Raw genomic sequence first — 18,218 nt, 5'->3', positions numbered from 1 at the left:
CGAGGCCAACGCATTACACCAGAGAACATCTTACACCGTTTTGAAGTAGATTAAGTCAAACCGTTGGAGTTATTTCTTCTAGAAGCTCTTCGAGCGGATGCATTCAATGACGCGGGTCGATCACATTTCGTCGAGCATGATCTCCCGCCCCCCGCAGTGACAGGCGTTCTGTTGCTGTCTGCACGAGAAAGTAGATCGCAGGAACGATCAACAAGCCGATCGTCGTGGCTGCGATCATGCCGCCAAAGATTGTAACGCCAACAGCCCGCCGCGCACCTGCGCCGGCGCCTGTCGACACGACAAGGGGAATGATTCCGAGAATGAAGGAGACCGCTGTCATCATGACGGCCCTGAAGCGCTGCTCGGCTCCGGTCCGCGCGGCCTGCACTATGCTTAGTCCTTCACCACGCCGCTCCTTGGCGAATTCCACGATCAAGATGGCATTCTTCGCCGCCAGCCCGATCAGCAGCACGATGGCGATCTGCACGTAGAGGCTGTTCTGCAACCCGAAGGCCCTCAATGCCGCTACGGCGCCAAAGAGAGCGGCTCCGAGCGAAAGGATGACGACCAGCGGAAGCGACCAGCTCTCATACTGGGCGACAAGGAAGAGATAGGCAAACAGGAACGCCAGCGCGAAGACCAGCCCCTCCTGGCCACTGCCGCGGCGCTCCTGAAACGACAGCCCCGACCACTCGAATCCATAGCCGTTCGGCAACAGCTGGACCGCCGTCTTCTCCATGGCATCCATAGCACCGCCGCTGCTGCTTCCAGGCGCTGTAATGGCGTTTATGGGGGCGGCGACCGACAGATTGTAACGCTGAATGGCGAACGGCGACAGGATGGTCGTCAACGACGCCAGATTGCTCAATGGCACCATGGTGCCGTTGCGGCTGCGCACGTGCAGCTTGAAAATGTCCTCCGCATGGGCGCGGAAATCGGCATCGGCCTGCAGATTGACCTGGAACACGCGACCATTGAGCGTGAAATCATTCACATAGCGCGATCCGAAGGCCGCACCGATGGTGGAATAGACGTCCAACACGCTTACCCCAAGCGCCTCGGCGCGCGCCCTGTCGACGTCGACATAGACCTGCGGGACATTCGCGCTGAAGGTGGTAGCGGCCCCACCGAGCTCCGGCAGGTGATTGAAGGCGCCAAGCAGGGCGCCGACGACCTGCGCGATCTCCTGCGGCGGCTGCCCTTCAAGCGCCTGCAGGCGAAAGTCCAGGCCACCGACCGAGCCGATGCCGGCAATCGCCGGCGGAGCGAAGACGGCGACATTCGCGCCCGGGATTTGGGAAAACTTCATCCGCAGCGCCTGCAGGATGCCGGCGAGCTGCAGTTCCCTGGACGTGCGCTCGTCCCACGGCTTCAGCGCAGCGACCGCCATGGCGCCGCTTGGCGAACTCGTCGACTGAAGGATGCTGAACCCCGCAACCGTGATGACGTCCTGCACGCCGCCGGTGTCGGCGAGAATCTTGCGCACATCCTCCACGATGGCTTTCGTGCGCTCGAGTGAAGCGGCATTCGGCAACTGGATGTCGACGAACAGCGCCCCCTGGTCCTCGTCGGGCAGGAAAGTCGACGGCAGCCCGGTGAAAATCAGATAGGCGGCGACAAAACAGGCAAGCAATCCCGTCAACGGCACATACCAATGCCGCACCAGAAACCCGACGAGGCGTCCATAGCCGCCGCGCGTCTTGTTCATGAATGCTGTGAACCAGGCCAGCGGGCCACGCTTGAAATGGCCCACATCGCGCCGCAGAAGCAGTGCGGCCAGCGCGGGACTCAGGGTCAATCCGACGAAAGAGGAAATCACCAGCGACGAAGACAAGGTCACAGCGAACTGCCGGTAGAGTTGACCGCCTATGCCGCCGAGAAACGCCGTCGGCGTCACCACGGCAAGCAGCACCAGGGTGGTGGAAATGATCGGCCCGGTGATCTGATGCATCGCCTTGCGCGTGGCGTCGGCGACCCCAATGTCAGGCGTATCTTCCAGCACATGCTTGACGTTTTCGACGACGAGGATGGCGTCGTCCACCACCAGGCCGATTGCCAGCACCAGTGCCAGAAGAGAAATCATGTTCAGCGAATAGCCGGCGGCAAACAGCACTGCCACGGCACCCAGCATGGAAACAGGGATGGCAAGCGCCGAGATGAATGTGGCGCGCCAATCCTGCAGGAACACATAGGTGACGGCGAGAACGATCAGGAATGCTTCAAGCAGGGTTCTGGCCGTCAGCGAGATGCTGGCATTCACGAAGCGGGTCGCATCGTAGACAATGTGATACTGCATGCCTTTGGGGAAGCGCGACGAAAGGCGCTGCAGTTCGGCGCGGACCGCCGTTGCGGTCTGGATGGCGTTGGCGCCGGGAGACTGGTTGACCTGCATCATCGCCGACGCATGTCCGGCAAAGCTGGCGCTCGAAGCATAGCTTAGCGCCCCAAGCTCGAGCCGCGCTATGTCGCGCAGGTAGACCTTGGCCCCCGACGAGCCCGTGCGCACGACGATGTCGCCGAAGTCCTCGGCGCTCCTCAGCCGCCCCTGCGCGACCAGCGTGTATTGCAGCTCGGAGCCCTGTGCCTGCGGCGGCGCACCCGCCTGCCCGAGCGTCGCCTGGATATTCTGTCGTTGGATGGCGGCCGAAACATCGTCGGGCGTCAGCCCAAGCGCGTCCATGCGCTGCGGATTGAGCCACACCCGCATCGAGTATTCCGAGGCCCCGGCAACGGAAGCTTCGCCAACGCCCGGCACGCGCGATATCGCGTCGGCGACCGTCGTGGTGATGAAATTCGTGATCGCCAGGGCATCGAGGCTGTCGTCCGGAGAATAGAAAGCGATGCCAAGGACGAAATCCGGCGAGCGGGCACGCACGGAGACCCCTTGCTGGGCGACCGCCGCCGGCAGGCGCGAAATCGCCAACTGGGCGCGGTTCTGCACGTTGATCTGCGCCGTCTCCGGATCGGTTCCAACTTCGAAGGTCACCGACAGCGTGTACTGGCCGGCGTTGGAACTGGTGGACGACATGTACATCATGTGATCCACGCCGTTGATGGCCGTCTCGAGGGGACCGCCGACCACGTCGGCGATGACTTCCGCGCTTGCTCCCGGATAGGAAGCCGACACGGTAACCGTCGGAGGCGTAATCTGCGGATATTGCTGTATCGGCAGAGAAAACACCGCGATCGCGCCGGCGATCGAAATGATGATCGAGATAACGATCGCGAGCCTGGTGCGGTGGATGAAGAGATCGGAGATCATTGCGCGCTCCCCGCTTCGCGTGGTGTGACCTGCTGACCATCAGAAATGCGTTGCAGCCCCTCGACGACGATTGTTTCGCCGCCCTTTAATCCGCTCGTTACCGCCCAACGATTGTCGATGCGCGCGCCGGTCGTGATCACCTGCCTGGTCACGGTATTGTTGTTGAGCACGAAGACGAACTTGCCCTGGCGGTCCTGAAGAACAGACGCCATCGGCACCATCGGCAATTCCTTGGCTGCTTCGTCGACGACGGTGAGCCGGACGAACTGGCCAGGCGTCAATATGTGGTCGGGGTTGGGAAACAGCGCACGGACGGCCGCGGTCCCGGTCTGCAGGTTGACCTCATTGTCGATGAACTGCACCCGCCCCGGCGAAGTGTATTGCGTGCCGTTGGCGAGCGACAGGCTCAGGTGGAACTGGTTCGGATCAATGCTCTGGCCGCCAGCGAGTTTCTGTCTGATGTCGACCAAGGTGCTGTCGGCGATCGAAAATGCGACGCGGACAGGGTCGAGTTGCACGATGCGCGCCAACGGTCCAGAGCCAGGCCCCACCAGATTTCCGGGCGTCGCCAGGGAGCGGCCGATGGTCCCGTCAATGGGCGACTTGATCTGGGCGTAGGAAAGGTTGAGTTCGGCCGTGTTGCGGGCTGCATTGGCGCTTTGGACGTCCGCCGCGGCCACGTCGAATGCAGCCTGCGCATCGTCCAAGGTGGCCTGCGGAATGGTCCTGCGGTTGAACAGGTCCCTGGCGCGTGACAGGCTTTGTTGTGCGGCATTGCGCGTGGCTTCCGTCCTGGCCACTTGCGCCTGTGCGGACATCAGCGCCGCCGACAGTTGATCCGGCTCGATTTCGAAAAGCAGGTCGCCTTCCTTCACGCCTTTGCCTTCCGAGAACTTGACCGCCTTCAGCAGGCCGGAGACGCGTGCTTGTATGTCGACCGCCTCGATCGCCTCGACCTGCGCGTTATACGTCAGCGGCGGGCTTGCGGGGCCGGACAGAACTTTTTCCATCACCACCGGCACTGCCGCCGCCGGTTGCACGGTCTGCGCATGCGCCGTTCCCGTGAAGCCGGCCACTCCGACCAGTAATGCGGCCGCCACGACCGCGGGGCGGAAATCGAAATTGCTTCCCATAGCGGATCCTCGCATCCTGTTCTCAAGACAAAATCTTCGTCTTGCGCACGCTCAGCGCAATGACGAGATACGCCAGTCCAGCAATCATCAGGGAGAACCCGGCCACAAGGCCAGTCGGCATCTCTCTGACCATTGGCCACTTCAGAATTATGGAAATGCTTGCAAGTATAGCGACGATTCCAGAAACAACGAACCAATACCAATGGCTCGACTTCCTGACCTCAATCGCGATTATGATCTGAAGAATTCCGTGCACAAACAATACAAACGCTATGAATAGCGATATTGCAGCCGACGCCTTTACAGGATTGAAGTAAATCATGATACCGCCGATGAGCTCGAAGAAGCCGGTCAGCTCCTGCCATACGAAGCCGGCCCAGCTTTTGATCCAAAGGGACTGTATGACCTTGATGACGCCGACCACGATCAGAGCCACGGCGAACACGACGCTGGATGCGAAGTTGGAAACGGCTGGAACAGAGACGGAAAACACTCCACCCGCAAGCAGGAGAAGCCCAAAAAGCAGAAACCTGCGCCATTTGCTCTGCTCGATTTCGGCTCTTTCAGATGGCGTCGCAGGCGATTGGTCTGATTTTCCTGTCATTTCTCCGCTCCACGCGCGTTCTAGATATCGGCCTCACGGCCAACGAAATGAACAATTTCTTTCATGGCCAAGAAACCAATTAAGGCATCAATAGATCGTTCCTCTCCTTTTTCTGAAAGAACAGAGACGCGTATCTCTGAAATATCTTTCCCTTCATCAACATCGCTATCCATGGACATGAGTCGGAGATTTTTCAATTCTATTGCCTGAACGATAGATGATCTAATAATATCTGCCTTCTGCAAATCGCACTGTATTTTTATAAAATAGATTTTCTCGTTATCCGCAGGCAAGGAAGAATATCCCCCCACATAAAGAGCGAGCCGAGGCAGGAGGACATTCGACAGGATCACGAACAAGGTCGTTTCTACCGCGAGCAGCAGGAAGCCGTAGCCGACAAACACGCCCACGGCCCCGGTGCTCCAGACGGTAGCAGCCGTGCTCAGCCCCCTTATGCTGGTGCCGTCCCTCATGATCAGGCCGGCACCTAGAAAGCCGATGCCAGTTACCACCTGAGATCCCATGCGCAGATCCAGTTCCAGTCCAAGCGCGCCGGGCAAGGACGCATAGGACGCCGCGCCCAACGCGACCAGGGCATGGGTCACGAGCCCGGTATGGCGCTGCTTGTATTGGCGCTCCACGCCGATCAGAAGTCCGAGCAGCAGGGATAGCGCCAGCTTCAGCGTGATCGAGTGGGCTGCTATCAAATTGGCCATCATCCGCGGTGCCGATGCCAGACACCGCGGCTAGCCGAGGACGAGCCCCTCGGCGATCGCCGGTTCCTCAAGACCATAAAGTCAGGATGGATTGACTGACCGCCGCGGGGTGAATGCAGCATATGTAGATTCCGCCGATGCTCACAGGATGTTCTTGTGCAGTCGACCGTCCTTCACGATCACCGTGAAGTTCTTCTGCGGATCTTCGAGCAGCCTGATGTCATCGACTGGATTGCCGTCCACCACGAGCAGGTCTGCAAACGCCCCCTCCTCGATGACACCGATCTTGCCAGGGTATGGATTTCGAAGATTGGAAAGCCCAAGCAGTTCGGCATTGACCGAGGTCGCTATCTGCAGGACTTCGGCGTTCTTGTACCAGTTGGCCAAATGCGTGAGCATGACATTCTGACGTGGGCCGAGTTCGGGCGAGAACAGCACGTCTGAACCCCACGCAGTCTTGATGCCGTACTTACGCGCGAGATTGTATATCCTTGGCGTGCCGGCGAAGAGCTGCTGAATGCGCTCCACGCCCGGTCCGCTTTGCGATGCGGCATCCTCCATCGTCAGGAAGGGCTGCATGCTGAGCCATGCGCCTTTCTCGGCGATCATCCTTGCCGTTTCCTCGTCCATCAGATGGCCGTGTTCGACGGAGACCACGCCAGCAGCCAGTGCACGCTGCACGGCACGAGAGGTGTAGGCATGTACTGTAACGTAGGTGTTCCAGTCCTGCGCGACTTCGACGGCTGCCCGAAGCTCGTCCGCGCTGAAGGTCGTCATGTCGAGCGGGCTGCGCGGCGACGACACGCCGCCACTGCCCACCACCTTCACCTGCGACGCACCCTGGAGAAGCTGTTCGCGTATGCGCATCTTCAGCTCATCGATACCGTCGACGACAGCCGACCCGCCCAGCAATTCGCCTTTGCTGAGCTTGCCGCCGTCGCGCGGAATCTCGCTTGGCAGCCGAAGATCGCCATGCCCCCCGGAAGTCGTGATCATCGCGCCGGCCGGGAAAATGCGCGGACCAGGGATCATTCCGGCATCTATGGCTTGCTTGAACGAGAAGGAGGGGCCTCCCAAATCGCGAACGGTGGTGAAACCGCGCATCAGGGTGCGATCCGCCTCTGCGGTGGAGGCCGCGAAGATGATGCCAGGATCGCCATTCAGCAGGATGTTCAGCGGAACCGCCGCGAAAATCGTATGCCAGTGCGCATCGATCAAGCCTGGCATAAGCACGCCATTGCGGCAGCCGATTACCCTTGCGTCGCCCGGCGCAGGCGCATTCGTCATATCGATGCTGGAAATCCTGTTGTTTTCCACCAGGATTTGAGCGCTGTCCTTCACCGTGCCCGATTTGCCGTCGAAAAGCCGAACCTCGCGAAACAGGATCTTGGTGGGGGGCGCGGCCGTCTGCGCGAACGAAGGCTTGGCCAGCACGCCGGCAATGGTTGCTGCCCCAAGACCCGAAAGAAAACTGCGCCGCGAAAAGGCTTCCAGGCGACGGGAAGCCTTTTGAAGATCGGGATTGAAACAGCCGCAACCGGAACTGTGAACGAGGTGACTGTACTTCGAGCCTAGCCGCAGCATGTCTTTTGCTTTCGGTTGAGCGACACTGCACGTTACCGGACGGCGCTTCGTGTCGCGGTACTTGTTGGTTCAGGACCCATCACTCGACCAGCGCATCTCCGCCGACAGGGTTGGCGCTATCAAAGATGAGGAATACGATCGGAGTTCCCGGCTCGGCTGTTGCATCGGTCCGCCTGGCGCCGACTTTGCCGCCGAGAGTCACGGAATATTCCGCGACAGTTTCACCAAAGGTGTTCCTCTGGACGGCAACTTTCTGTCCGGGCTGCACGGTTTCATTGAGCTCGACCAGCAACTCGACGAAGCCGCCATGCGTCGCGATGACGGGGAACATGCCGTCCGCGACGAAAACGTTCGAATCCTTACTGGTTCTGCCGATGGGACCTGAAATTATTCCGTGATGCTTGATGACGTTCATCGTCCCTTCGACGAACAGGGCGATCATACCGTGATCGAAGATCCGCGGCTTGCCGATTTCGGGCGTGAAGGCCGGGATGCCGGCATCGATGAGGGCATTGGCGAGAAGACCCGGCTCGGCCAGGTTGTCGAAAATCTGGTCGACCGGATAGAGTTCCGCCATCGCCCGCACTTCGGGGAGATCCATGCGCGCAAGGTGGAACGCCGTCGCGTCCATGCCCGTGGCGGCCGTATGAAAATCGATCCCGTAGTCGAGGTTTGACCGCAGAAGCCGATTGAACAAGAGGCCGGCGTGGCGCGACGGCGCGTCGGGCGCACCCTCATTGCCAGGGAACAGCCGATTGATGTCGATCAGGTCGATCCCGCGCCCCGAATTCGGCCATCGCCGTTCCATGCCCTCCATTGCGGGGCGCGAAATGTCGAATACCGCCATCACGGATCCCGACATCGCGGCCGGATCGAGTTCACGCATCACGGATTGCACGGTGTGAATGGGGCTCATTTCATCGCCATGCACCCCGCTCATCAGCCCCAGCCGTTTGCCCGGGGCTGCCCCCTTGGCGACCATCACCGAGACGTACCAGTGCTGGCCCGTAGGCATTTGGACGCCCTGGAAATAAAAGCTGTGCTTGCCTGGTCCCAGATCCGAGATGTCAAGCGAACTGATGACCTTCTTTCCGTCGATGACATCGCCAGTGTAGACGGTTCCCGACGTCCCGGCGGGAGACACGCTTGCAGATGCCGAGCCAGTTTGTGCCTGCGCCGGTCCGGCCATGAGCGCGGCGGCAGCGCCGATCGTGGCGACTGACGCGATCATAAAGTCGCGACGTCCGAGGCCCTCGCTGGTTTCATTCGCCATGGCTGTGGTCCCTGCCGATGAGGATCATGTTGGAGATCTTCGCGATGACGCCTGCGAGGGCGGCCAGATCATCCCTGCCGATTCCCGTTGAGCGCGTGGTGTCCGGGCATTAGTCCACAGGACGTTTCGGGGAGTACAGCCTCAAACAAGAAAAATGGACTGGTGGTCTATGATTGGGATGCTTTGCATACTGAAAGGAGGACCACCACAACCCATGTGAAAAGCGCCGGATATGACACAACCACCTGCGTGGCTTCCATCGGGCGCAGTTCAGACCAGTCCGCGAATTTCCACTGGATACATCGAATGGGCCAGACAGCACGTTAACGATTGATTAACATGATTTCATGCTGGCGGTAGACAGGTATTACATCCGCCCCAACACTGCTTGAATCGTCTATGTTAGCACGAACTAATATCCTCACAGTAGTCCGCGTTGCACCGACAAAAGACGGATAGTTGCTATGGATGCTAGAGTTCATACCGCCGGGCAATCCGGAAGAGCAGATGCCGAGAAGCCCCTGCAATGCGCCGTCGACATCGACACCTCCACGGCACCACCTGCCGAGCAGTTCGACCTGTTTCGAAGCTGGTATCAAGGTGTTGCCGACACTGAACTTCTGCAAGAACGGAGCCATTCGTTTCCAGCCCATGAAACGGTGTGGGATTTGGGACCGTTGGCTGTCATGTTCCTCAACTTGCCTGGCAATGGCTACCGCTATCGCTGGCGGCATTTGAAAAACCCTTCGGTGGACAATTGGTATTTGAGCCTGCCCTTGTCCAAGGGCAGGTATACTGGAAATTGGCAGGTCGTGAAAACGACCCTGCAATCTTTTGCAGAGCCCTATGAGTGCGTGACGGAGAATGATGCCCTCCTTGCTCTTTTCTTGCCACGCGACCTGCCGTTCATCCAATCGTCCAGGATTGAGATACGCGAGGAGTCGAAAAGTCTCCTGGCAGACTACATGCTTCTGCTGCACCGTTCCCTTTCCGATCTGAGGGCGGTGGGCGTATCGCACATTGCCACTGCGACCACCAATCTGCTGGCTGCGTGCGTGTCACCATCGCATGACCGCGTCACCGAGGCGCAGCGTGTGATCGACGCCGTGATCGTCGAGCGCGCTGCCAAGATCATTGCGCAAAGGTTGAATGATCAGTCCTTGACACCCGACAAGCTTTGCCGCGAACTCGGCGTGTCCCGCTCCCGCCTCTACCGGATGTTTGAACCGGTTGGAGGCATTTCTAACTATATTCGCCACCAACGCCTGCTCAAGACACGCGATATACTTTCTGACAGCTTGGATGGGCGACCGATCTCCACCATTGCCGGGGATTGGGGCTTCATGGATCCATCGGCATACAGCCGGATGTTCAGGAAGGAATTCGGCATTACGCCAAAGGAAGCACGCGTGGAAGGCTGGGGAGGCGCCCAGGCAGCGACCTTGCAGCAGATCAGTCAGCCAGACAGCAGGGTGCACACGTTGAGCGGTCTTCTGCTGCGAAACAGCTTTGGGCCCTAGACCGCGATGAGGCCGGCAACGATGCCGTAGATTGCCGCGACAGCGCCAAGTGCGGCGACGACGAACATCCCCATCTCAGCGGGAGTAAACACCCTCTGCCCCCGCTCCTTCCGGGCCATGACAAAGAGGATCGTGCCCGGTCCGTAGATGACGGCCGAGAGCAGCAGGTGCTTGGCGCTGGCGGCGTAGATGAGACCGGCCGTATAGACCAATGCTGTCGCTGCCCTTGCGAAATCGACACGCCGCGCCGGCGGGTCGTTCTCGTAGCTCTCACCACTCCATGCAAGCTTGAACCCGTAAGCGGCGACGAGAAGATAGGGGATGAGGATCATGGAACTGGTCAGCTCGAGCGCGAGCCTGAAGGCCTGTTGAGCAAAGAGCGTCAGGACCAGGAAGACCTGCACGACCGTATTGGTCAGCCAGAGCGCATTCGACGGCACGCCATGCTTGTTTTTATGCGCAAGAAAACGCGGCATGGTCTGGTGATGAGATGCGGTGAAAAGGATTTCAGCGGCCAGCAGCACCCAGGACAGATAGGCGCCGGCAACGGAGATCAGCAGGCCGAAGCTGACGAACTTGGCACCCCATGGCCCGACCACCGCCTCCAATACGCCTGCCATGGATGGATTGCGCAGCGCTGTCAGCTCGGGACGAAGCATGATCCCGTAGGACAGGATGGTCACCAGCACAAGCAGACAGAGCACGCCGAGAAAACCAAGGAGCGTCGCGACCCCGACATCGCCGCGGTTGCGTGCGTAACGCGAATAGACGCTTGCGCCTTCGATTCCGACAAAGACGAATACTGTCACCAGCATCGTCCCGCGAATCTGGCTCGCTATGCCGCCAACGCTGACGTCTTCCCCGCCCCAGAAATTGGCTGTGAAGATATCGGCGCTGAAGCCGTAGATGACGAAGATGATAAACAGAAAGATCGGAATGATCTTGGCGTAGGTAACGACGGTATTGATCGCCGCCGCTTCCTTGACGCCCCGCAGGATCAGCGAATGCACGATCCACAGAAGCATCGAGGAAATGACGATCGCCGTGACAGTATTGCCATCGCCGAACACAGGAAAGAAAAGCCCTAGCGTCGACTTTATCAGCACGAAATAGGAAACGTTGCCGAGAACGGCGGCGGACCAGTAACCGAGGGCCGAGAGGAAGCCGAGATAGTTGCCAAAGCCAGCCTTGGCATAGGCGTATACGCCCGCGTCGAGATCTGGCTTGCGAAGCGACAAGGTCTGGAAGACGAAGGCCAGCATCAGCATGCCGACGCCGGCAATAGCCCAGGCGATCATGGCCCCGAACGGGCCGGTTTCGCGACCGAAGGCCTGCGGCAACGAGAAGATGCCCGCGCCGACCATCGAACCGACGACCATGGCTGTCAGGGTCCATATCGAGAATTTTTGCTGAACGGCTGAGTTCATCGAAATGGATCAACAATTCCTTTGGCCGACGGCGGTCCGGACGGTCCGGTGTCACGCCTGCAACCTAGCTCGAGTCTGACGCCTATGTGATTGGCACAAAATCCCACCAGTATACCTGACGTCCCAAACCTTTGCCGCGGCTCGTTTCACCGGTTGCCGCCGTCCGGATTTACTGCTTCTGATCGCACATAACCTTGCTGGATCGAGACGTGTCGGCGAGGCGTCTGATCGCGAACTTCAGTTCGCGCAACCAGGAGAGAGGTTTATGGCTTCAAACGATAATCAGAAGCTTTCGCTGTTTGCGCTGACCAGCATGGTTGTGGGATCGATGGTCGGCGCGGGCATTTTCAATCTGCCTGGCCGGTTCGGGACTGCGACGGGCCCGTTCGGCGCGATCATCGCCTGGGTAATTGCGGGAACCGGCATGTACATGCTGGCGCGGGTGTTCCAGGCGTTGGCCGAGAAGAGGCCCGACATCGACTCAGGCGTCTTCGCCTATGCCAAGGCCGGCTTCGGCAACTACATGGGGTTCCTGTCCGCTTTCGGCTACTGGCTCGGTAGTTGCCTGGGCAACGTCTTCTACTGGGTGCTCATCGGCTCGACGCTGGGGCGGTTCTTTCCCGGGATCTTTGGGGACGGCAGCAGCGCCATCGCCATCGTCGTGTCGCTGATCGGCATCTGGGCTTTCCACTTCATGATCCTTCGCGGCGTCGAGCAGGCGACCTTCATCAACACTGTCGTGACGATCGCCAAGATCGTGCCGATCCTGGTCTTCATCCTGCTCCTGATCTTCTTCTTCCATTTCGGGCAGTTCCGCGAGAATTTCTTCGGCGGCGTGGACATGCCGCCGAAGACCCTGATCGCCCAGGTGCGCGACACAATGCTGATCACGGTCTTCGTCTTCCTTGGCATCGAGGGCGCGAGCGTCTATTCCCGCTTTGCCAAGGTGCGTTCCGACGTCGGCACGGCGACGATCCTCGGCTTCGTCGGCGTCACCGGCCTGATGGTGGCGGTCACGCTGCTGCCCTATGCGGCGCTGTCGCAATCGGCCATCGCCGGTGTCCAGCAGCCATCGATGGCCGGCGTTCTCGAAGCGGTCGTCGGTCACTGGGGTGCGGTCTTCATCTCGATCGGCGTTCTGATCTCGGTGCTCGGCGCCTATCTCGCCTGGTCCCTCATCTGCGCCGAGGTGCTGTTCGCGGCGGCGAAGTCGCAGGACATGCCAAAGCTCTTCGCAGCGCAGAATGGCAACAGGGTCCCCGCCAATGCACTCTGGCTGACCAACATCGTCGTATCGCTCTTCGTGATCTCCACCTACTGGTCCCGGGACGCGTTCAACTTCATGCTCGACATGACGAGCGTCACCGCGCTGCTGCCCTACCTGCTCGTGGCCGGCTACGGCATCCTGCTCGCCCGCAGCGGCGTTGGCTATGAAAAGACGCCGGATCAGCGCGGCCGCGACCAGGTCTTCGGCTGGATCGCGGCGATCTACACGATCGTCATGTTCGTCGCCGCCGGGCTCAAATACGTGCTGCTTGTCGCCGTCCTCTTCGTGCCCGGAACCATCCTCTACGTCTGGGCGCGGCGTGAGCAGAAATTGCAGCTGTTCACGCTCACAGAACTCTTCGTGTTCGCCGTCACGCTCATCGCCGGCCTGATCGGAGCCTACGGGCTGCTGACGGGCACCATCGCACCTTGAACAGAAAGCAGGAAGGTCATGACAAACAATACTCCATTCGGCGTTCATTCCGAGGTTGGTCAGTTGCGCAAGGTCATGGTGTGCGCGCCCGGCCGGGCCCACCAGCGACTGACGCCCAGCAATTGTGACGCTCTCCTCTTCGACGACGTGCTCTGGGTGGACAATGCCAAGCGCGATCATTTCGACTTCATGACCAAGATGCGCGACAGAGGCGTCGAGGTGGTCGAGATGCACAATCTGCTCGCCGAGACGGTCGCCATTCCGGAAGCCAAGAAGTGGATCCTCGACCAGCAGGTCGTCCCGAACCAGGTCGGCCTCGGCCTGATCGACGAGGTCCGCTCTTATCTCGAGGGCCTCTCCGATCGCGACCTCGCCGAAACGCTGATCGGCGGGCTGTCGACCTTCGAATTCCCGGAAAACATCGGCGGCGAACAACTGGCGCTGATCCGCGACGCGGCTGGCGTCAATGAATATCTGCTGCCGCCGCTGCCGAACACCCTCTATACCCGTGACACCACCTGCTGGATCTATGGCGGCGTGACGCTGAACGCCCTTTACTGGCCCGCGCGCCACGAGGAGACCATCCTCACCACCTCGATATACAAATTCCATCCCGACTTCGCCGGCAAGGTCAATGTCTGGTGGGGTGACCCGACCAAGGATTGGGGGCTTGCCACATTCGAGGGTGGGGACGTCATGCCGATTGGCAAGGGCAATGTGCTTATCGGTATGAGCGAGCGCACCTCGCGCCAGGCGATCAGCCAGGTGGCGGCCGCCCTGTTTGAGAAAGGGGCTGCCGAACGTGTGATCGTCGCGGCAATGCCCAAGCTGCGCGCGGCGATGCACCTCGACACGGTGTTCACTTTTGCCGATCGTGACTGCGTGCTGATGTATCCAGACATCGTCAATAGCATCGACGCATTCTCCTATCGCCCTGACGGAAAGGGCGGCGTCGAACTCCACAAGGACAAGGGCAGTTTCGTTGAGACGGTGCGTGACGCGCTTGGTCTCAAGAAGATGCGCGTCGTTGAAACCGGCGGCAACGACTACATGCGTGAGCGCACCCAGTGGGACAGTGGCGCCAATCTTGTCTGTGCCTCGCCGGGCGTGGTGTACGCCTATGACCGCAATACCTACACCAACACGCTGCTGCGCAAGGAAGGCATCGAGGTCATCACCATCACCGGCGCCGAGCTCGGGCGTGGACGCGGCGGCGGTCACTGCATGACCTGCCCGATCATCCGCGACGCAGTCGATTATTGACCGTCAAGGATCAAGCGCGGACGTTGTCGAGCCGGTCGAGGTGGGAACCATGGCTTGCCCACCCACCTTGCACCTCCCGGTGCGCAAAATGCCGCGGCTGGCATCCTATCAACGAATATGTGCGGCGGGGTCTTCACCGGATCGATATGCCCACGATCACATCGTCTCGGACTTGAGCTGGGGCAGAGATAAATCAGAGACGGAGCGCACAGGTTTTGGATTTTCCGCTAATTGCGCCTCCTGTTGAAATAGTAAATGATTCAAGATGATAGCCAAAATTCAGTGTCTATCTAATTTTTCGGAGAATAGAGAAATGCGCAAGATTGCTTTTGTTGCCGTGCTGTCCGTACTAACGGCAGGATGCTCGGCTACTGAACAGCGGACCGCAGGCACTGCCTTGGCCGGCGCAGGCACGGGTGCGGTTATAGGCGGCCTTGCCAACGGTAGTCGTGGCGCGCTCGTGGGCGCGGCAATCGGCGGAGGCACGGGCGCCGTCGTCGGCGCCGCCACGTCACCTCGCGAATGCTGGGCTCGCGACCAGTGGGGCCATAAGATGCGTGACCGCAACGGACGACCTGTGACGGTGCGTTGCTGAGGGCTTGGCGGAACTGGAGCCGGAGCGTCGTCGCATCCTGCTCCCTCTTCTCCTCCGCGCGCAGCGGCAATTAGGACTGCCGCGATTTCGGCCGTCGACTTGTCGTAGACTTTCCTGTGCCGTTGGAACCGGAATTGATCCAATAACGCTATGTTTGCAGACTTTCGGAAGCAAATGTCACCATATGATTGCGCGGTGATAGCGCTGTCTTGTGTCGTTGCTCCGAAAGCCAGACTGTTTCCAGCGATGTTCTAGAAGTGCCTGCGATGCCATCGCTGCATGCGAGGTCCAAAATCATATCATGACAGAGCGAGCGCTTGTCGCACCCATCTGCATCTTGGCGATAATTGCCGTGGTGTCAGCGCTCTATACTGCGGCCGCGGTCCTGGCGCCCGTCGCCTGTGCACTGTTCCTGATAGCGCTGGTATGGCCTCTGCAACGGAATTTGCAACGATTTCTCCCAAAGCTACTCGCTCTGGCAATTGTCGTCTGCCTCGTCGTCCTTGGCTTTTTCGTGTTTGCATCGGTCGCGACCTGGGGATTTAGCCGCATAGGTCGATCGGTCATCGCCGACAGCGCCCGCTTCCAGTTGCTTTACAGCCAGCTTACCGAGTGGTTGGAGGGCCACGGCATCATGGTGGCCGGCGCATGGGCCGAGCATTTCAACGTCGGCTGGCTCGTGCGGATAGCGCAAGGCGTAACGATGCGGCTGAACACCATGATCTCGTTCTGGATCGTGGTTGTCGTCTATGTCTTGCTGGGCCTGCTCGATACCAAGACGATTGCTGACAACGCCCGTGCGGCGTTGAACCCCGGCACCGCGAGCGTGCTGATCGATGGAAGTGCTCAGACGGCATCGAAGCTGCGCCGCTATATGCTGGTCAGGACGCTGATGAGCCTTGCAACGGGTTCGATGGTTTGGGCGCTCTCAGCCGCCTTCGGCCTGAGATTTGCAGCCGAATGGGGCGTTATCGCCTTCACGCTGAACTATATTCCGTTCATGGGCCCGTTCGTTGCAACATCTTTGCCCACGCTCTACGCCCTGGCGCAATTCGGTTCACCACAGGCCGCCATAACGATCTTTGCTGGACTCAATGTCATCCAGTTCGTGATCGGCAGCTACATCGAGCCCCGGGTGGCTGGCTACGCATTGGCGGTGTCGCCTTTTGTGGTCCTGTTCTCGGTATTCTTCTGGTCGTTTCTGTGGGGTGTGTTCGGTGCGTTCATAGGCGTTCCCATCACGATCGCAGTGCTCACCTATTGCATGCAATCGCCATCGACACGCTGGATCGCTCAACTGCTTGGCCCGCCGGGCCAAAACAGGGATGAAACTTAAGCCTGCAAAGACGCGCTCGATAACCATGTGCTTTCGGCAAGCCGTCCGATCGAGCGGTATATGGCATCATGGACTATAGTTCTTTGATTTGCGACCAGTGCTGTCCAACTGCGCGGGTCGCGCGGAAACCAGCGGAGCTGATTTGACCATGTCCCCTGCCAGCATCAGACGCGCTTTGATCACCGGGGCCGGCGCCGCCGACGGCATCGGCTTTGCCATTGCCCGGCAGCTCGGTCATGCCGGCCATGCCGTTTTCCTGAACGGCGCCAGTGCGCGCGTGCTCGATCGCGCCGCAGAGCTTTGCGCCGAAGGCATCGATGCCGCTGCCGCGGTCGCCGATCTCACCATCGCTGCCGATGTCGCGCGGCTGCGGGGTGATGTCGGCGCCGTCGATATCCTGGTCAACAATGCCGGCATGGGTTCGCTGGCATCGCCATCGGTCGACAAGGCGTTCCTCTCGATGACCGAGGCCGATTGGGACCAAGGCATCGACGTCAGCCTGAAGACCGCGTTTCTGGTGACCCGGGCGTTTCTGCCGGCGATGGTCGAAGCGGGCTACGGACGCATCGTCAATGTGGCGTCGGTGACCGGGCCGCTGGTGTCTTTCGAGGGCACCGCCGCCTATTCCGCCGCGAAGGCCGGCATGGTCGGCCTGACGCGCGCGCTGGCGCTCGAAGTGGCGAAAAACGGCATCACGGCCAATGCCGTGGCCCCCGGCTGGATCGAAACCGGTTCGTCGAGCGAGATGGAGCGGATGGCAGCCCTGCACACGCCGCCGGCGCGGGCCGGGCGGCCGGAGGAAGTCGCCGCGGCGGTCGTGTTCCTGGCATCGGAAGGCGCCAGCTATGTCAATGGCACCCTGCTGGTGGTCGACGGCGGCAACAGCCTTCAGGAACGCAAGGGCTGAAGGCTCAAAGGCGTTTGTCATTCGGCGCTTGTCATCCGATCAGGCAGGCGGGCCTCGTCCGGGCTCCGCCCCGCTCAGGACGCCTTGGCCAGGAAAGTCTGATAGTCCGACTTGGCCTGCAGCAGGCGCAACACATTGTCGCGTGATCCCCGCACATGGGCGCGCGCCAGAATGCCGGCGCGGCTGGCGTCGCCGGCGCAGATGGCGTCGACGATTTCGGCATGCTCGTCGCGGGCGATCTTCCATTCGTCCAGCCAGAGCAGCTCCGTCCAGACATAGTGCTGGCACTTGTCGAGGATGCCGCACAGCATGCCGTGCAGCATGACATTGCCGCTGATTTCGGCAATCACGCGGTGCAGGTCGATGCCGACCTCGAGCTCCTGGAATTTTTCCCTGGTGGTGCGATCCGGAATGGCGGCCAGCCGCTCGCATTCGGCCAGCATGGCGCGCAGCCGAGCCTTGTCCTGTTCCGTCGCCGCGACCGCGGCCAGTTCGGTCGCGTGGCCGTCGAGCAGTTCGCGGATCTCGAAGGCCTCGCGGAACATGTTGATGTCGAACTCGGTGACGACATAGCCCTGGCGGGGCCTGCCGGTGACCAGGCCGTCGCGCTCGAGGCGGTTGAAGGCCTCGCGCACCGGCGTGCGGCTGACATTCAGCTTCGCGGCGATGTCGTTCTCGGTGACGCGCGAGCCCGGCGGGATCTGGCCGGTGACGATCATCGCCTTGAGCGAGGAATAGACCGAGTCGCGCAGCGTATTTTTGGTTTCCTTGGCCAAGATTCCCACCCAGTTCTCCGGTCTTCCAGCCGGTACACGCATAGCTGTAGTCGCAGTCGGCGCAATTTGCCACGCCCCAGCGGGCCGTCCTTCGCCACCTTGTCCGGCACGAAACGCATGAGT

The 18,218-nt window shown here is 60.2% G+C and carries 14 protein-coding genes; 6 read left to right on the top strand and 8 right to left on the bottom strand.

The genetic code is table 11. The annotated features are described in order from the left end of the window. Positions 1-103 precede the first annotated feature (103 nt). The 6 genes from BPNPMPFG_RS23310 to BPNPMPFG_RS23285 form a co-directional block, all read right to left on the bottom strand. Complete coding sequence (locus BPNPMPFG_RS23310) at positions 104-3,262, bottom strand: efflux RND transporter permease subunit (RefSeq protein WP_258590992.1); 3,159 nt, start codon at positions 3,260-3,262, stop codon at positions 104-106. Continuing rightward, positions 3,259-4,395: an efflux RND transporter periplasmic adaptor subunit gene (locus BPNPMPFG_RS23305; RefSeq protein WP_258590991.1), complete on the bottom strand. Its 1,137-nt coding sequence runs from the start codon at positions 4,393-4,395 to the stop codon at positions 3,259-3,261. Before BPNPMPFG_RS23305 ends, BPNPMPFG_RS23310 begins: the two co-directional genes overlap by 4 nt. Positions 4,396-4,417: 22 nt before the next feature. After that, positions 4,418-4,999: an HdeD family acid-resistance protein gene (locus tag BPNPMPFG_RS23300; protein ID WP_258590990.1), complete on the bottom strand. Its 582-nt coding sequence runs from the start codon at positions 4,997-4,999 to the stop codon at positions 4,418-4,420. 20 nt (positions 5,000-5,019) lie between these two features. After that, on the bottom strand, positions 5,020-5,718 hold the full coding sequence (locus tag BPNPMPFG_RS23295) for an MgtC/SapB family protein (RefSeq protein WP_258590989.1): 699 nt from the start codon (positions 5,716-5,718) through the stop codon (positions 5,020-5,022). 138 nt (positions 5,719-5,856) lie between these two features. Next, on the bottom strand, positions 5,857-7,299 hold the full coding sequence (locus BPNPMPFG_RS23290) for a metal-dependent hydrolase family protein (RefSeq protein WP_258590988.1): 1,443 nt from the start codon (positions 7,297-7,299) through the stop codon (positions 5,857-5,859). Between the two features lie 79 nt (positions 7,300-7,378). Beyond that, on the bottom strand, positions 7,379-8,572 hold the full coding sequence (locus BPNPMPFG_RS23285; protein ID WP_258590987.1) for a M14 family metallopeptidase: 1,194 nt from the start codon (positions 8,570-8,572) through the stop codon (positions 7,379-7,381). A gap of 464 nt (positions 8,573-9,036) precedes the next feature. Between BPNPMPFG_RS23285 and BPNPMPFG_RS23280 the strand changes: the two genes are divergently transcribed. Beyond that, the gene (locus tag BPNPMPFG_RS23280; protein ID WP_258590986.1) at positions 9,037-10,092 is read left to right on the top strand and encodes a helix-turn-helix domain-containing protein; all 1,056 of its coding nucleotides are present in this window, start codon (positions 9,037-9,039) and stop codon (positions 10,090-10,092) included. Here the strand turns inward: BPNPMPFG_RS23280 and BPNPMPFG_RS23275 are convergent. After that, positions 10,089-11,519, bottom strand: coding sequence for a basic amino acid/polyamine antiporter (locus BPNPMPFG_RS23275; protein ID WP_258590985.1), 1,431 nt, complete (start codon positions 11,517-11,519; stop codon positions 10,089-10,091). The genes BPNPMPFG_RS23280 and BPNPMPFG_RS23275 overlap by 4 nt on opposite strands. Before the next feature lie 265 nt (positions 11,520-11,784). Here BPNPMPFG_RS23275 and BPNPMPFG_RS23270 point away from each other — a divergent pair, with 265 nt between their 5' ends. The 5 genes from BPNPMPFG_RS23270 to BPNPMPFG_RS23250 all read left to right on the top strand — a co-directional run bounded on the left by BPNPMPFG_RS23270 (position 11,785) and on the right by BPNPMPFG_RS23250 (position 17,319). Then, a complete protein-coding gene (locus tag BPNPMPFG_RS23270; protein WP_258590984.1) occupies positions 11,785-13,218 on the top strand; it encodes a basic amino acid/polyamine antiporter in 1,434 nt (477 codons plus the stop codon). A gap of 18 nt (positions 13,219-13,236) precedes the next feature. Then, on the top strand, positions 13,237-14,481 hold the full coding sequence (arcA, locus tag BPNPMPFG_RS23265) for an arginine deiminase (RefSeq protein WP_258590983.1): 1,245 nt from the start codon (positions 13,237-13,239) through the stop codon (positions 14,479-14,481). A 265-nt stretch (positions 14,482-14,746) separates the two neighbouring features. Continuing rightward, complete coding sequence (locus BPNPMPFG_RS23260) at positions 14,747-15,076, top strand: YMGG-like glycine zipper-containing protein (protein ID WP_319945950.1); 330 nt, start codon at positions 14,747-14,749, stop codon at positions 15,074-15,076. A gap of 301 nt (positions 15,077-15,377) precedes the next feature. Then, positions 15,378-16,412 (top strand): AI-2E family transporter, encoded by a 1,035-nt coding sequence (locus BPNPMPFG_RS23255; RefSeq protein ID WP_258590981.1) that lies wholly within the window; start codon positions 15,378-15,380, stop codon positions 16,410-16,412. Positions 16,413-16,560: 148 nt separating this feature from the next. Continuing rightward, the gene (locus BPNPMPFG_RS23250) at positions 16,561-17,319 is read left to right on the top strand and encodes an SDR family oxidoreductase (RefSeq protein ID WP_258590980.1); all 759 of its coding nucleotides are present in this window, start codon (positions 16,561-16,563) and stop codon (positions 17,317-17,319) included. Positions 17,320-17,393: 74 nt separating this feature from the next. Here the strand turns inward: BPNPMPFG_RS23250 and BPNPMPFG_RS23245 are convergent, their stop codons facing one another. Next, positions 17,394-18,104, bottom strand: coding sequence for a GntR family transcriptional regulator (locus tag BPNPMPFG_RS23245; protein ID WP_258590979.1), 711 nt, complete (start codon positions 18,102-18,104; stop codon positions 17,394-17,396). Positions 18,105-18,218 lie beyond the last annotated feature (114 nt).

The organism is Mesorhizobium sp. AR07, assembly GCF_024746815.1.
Classification (GTDB): domain Bacteria; phylum Pseudomonadota; class Alphaproteobacteria; order Rhizobiales; family Rhizobiaceae; genus Mesorhizobium.
The sequence above is the reverse complement of the archived record's forward strand: the minus strand, read 5'-3'. Positions and strand labels throughout refer to the sequence as shown.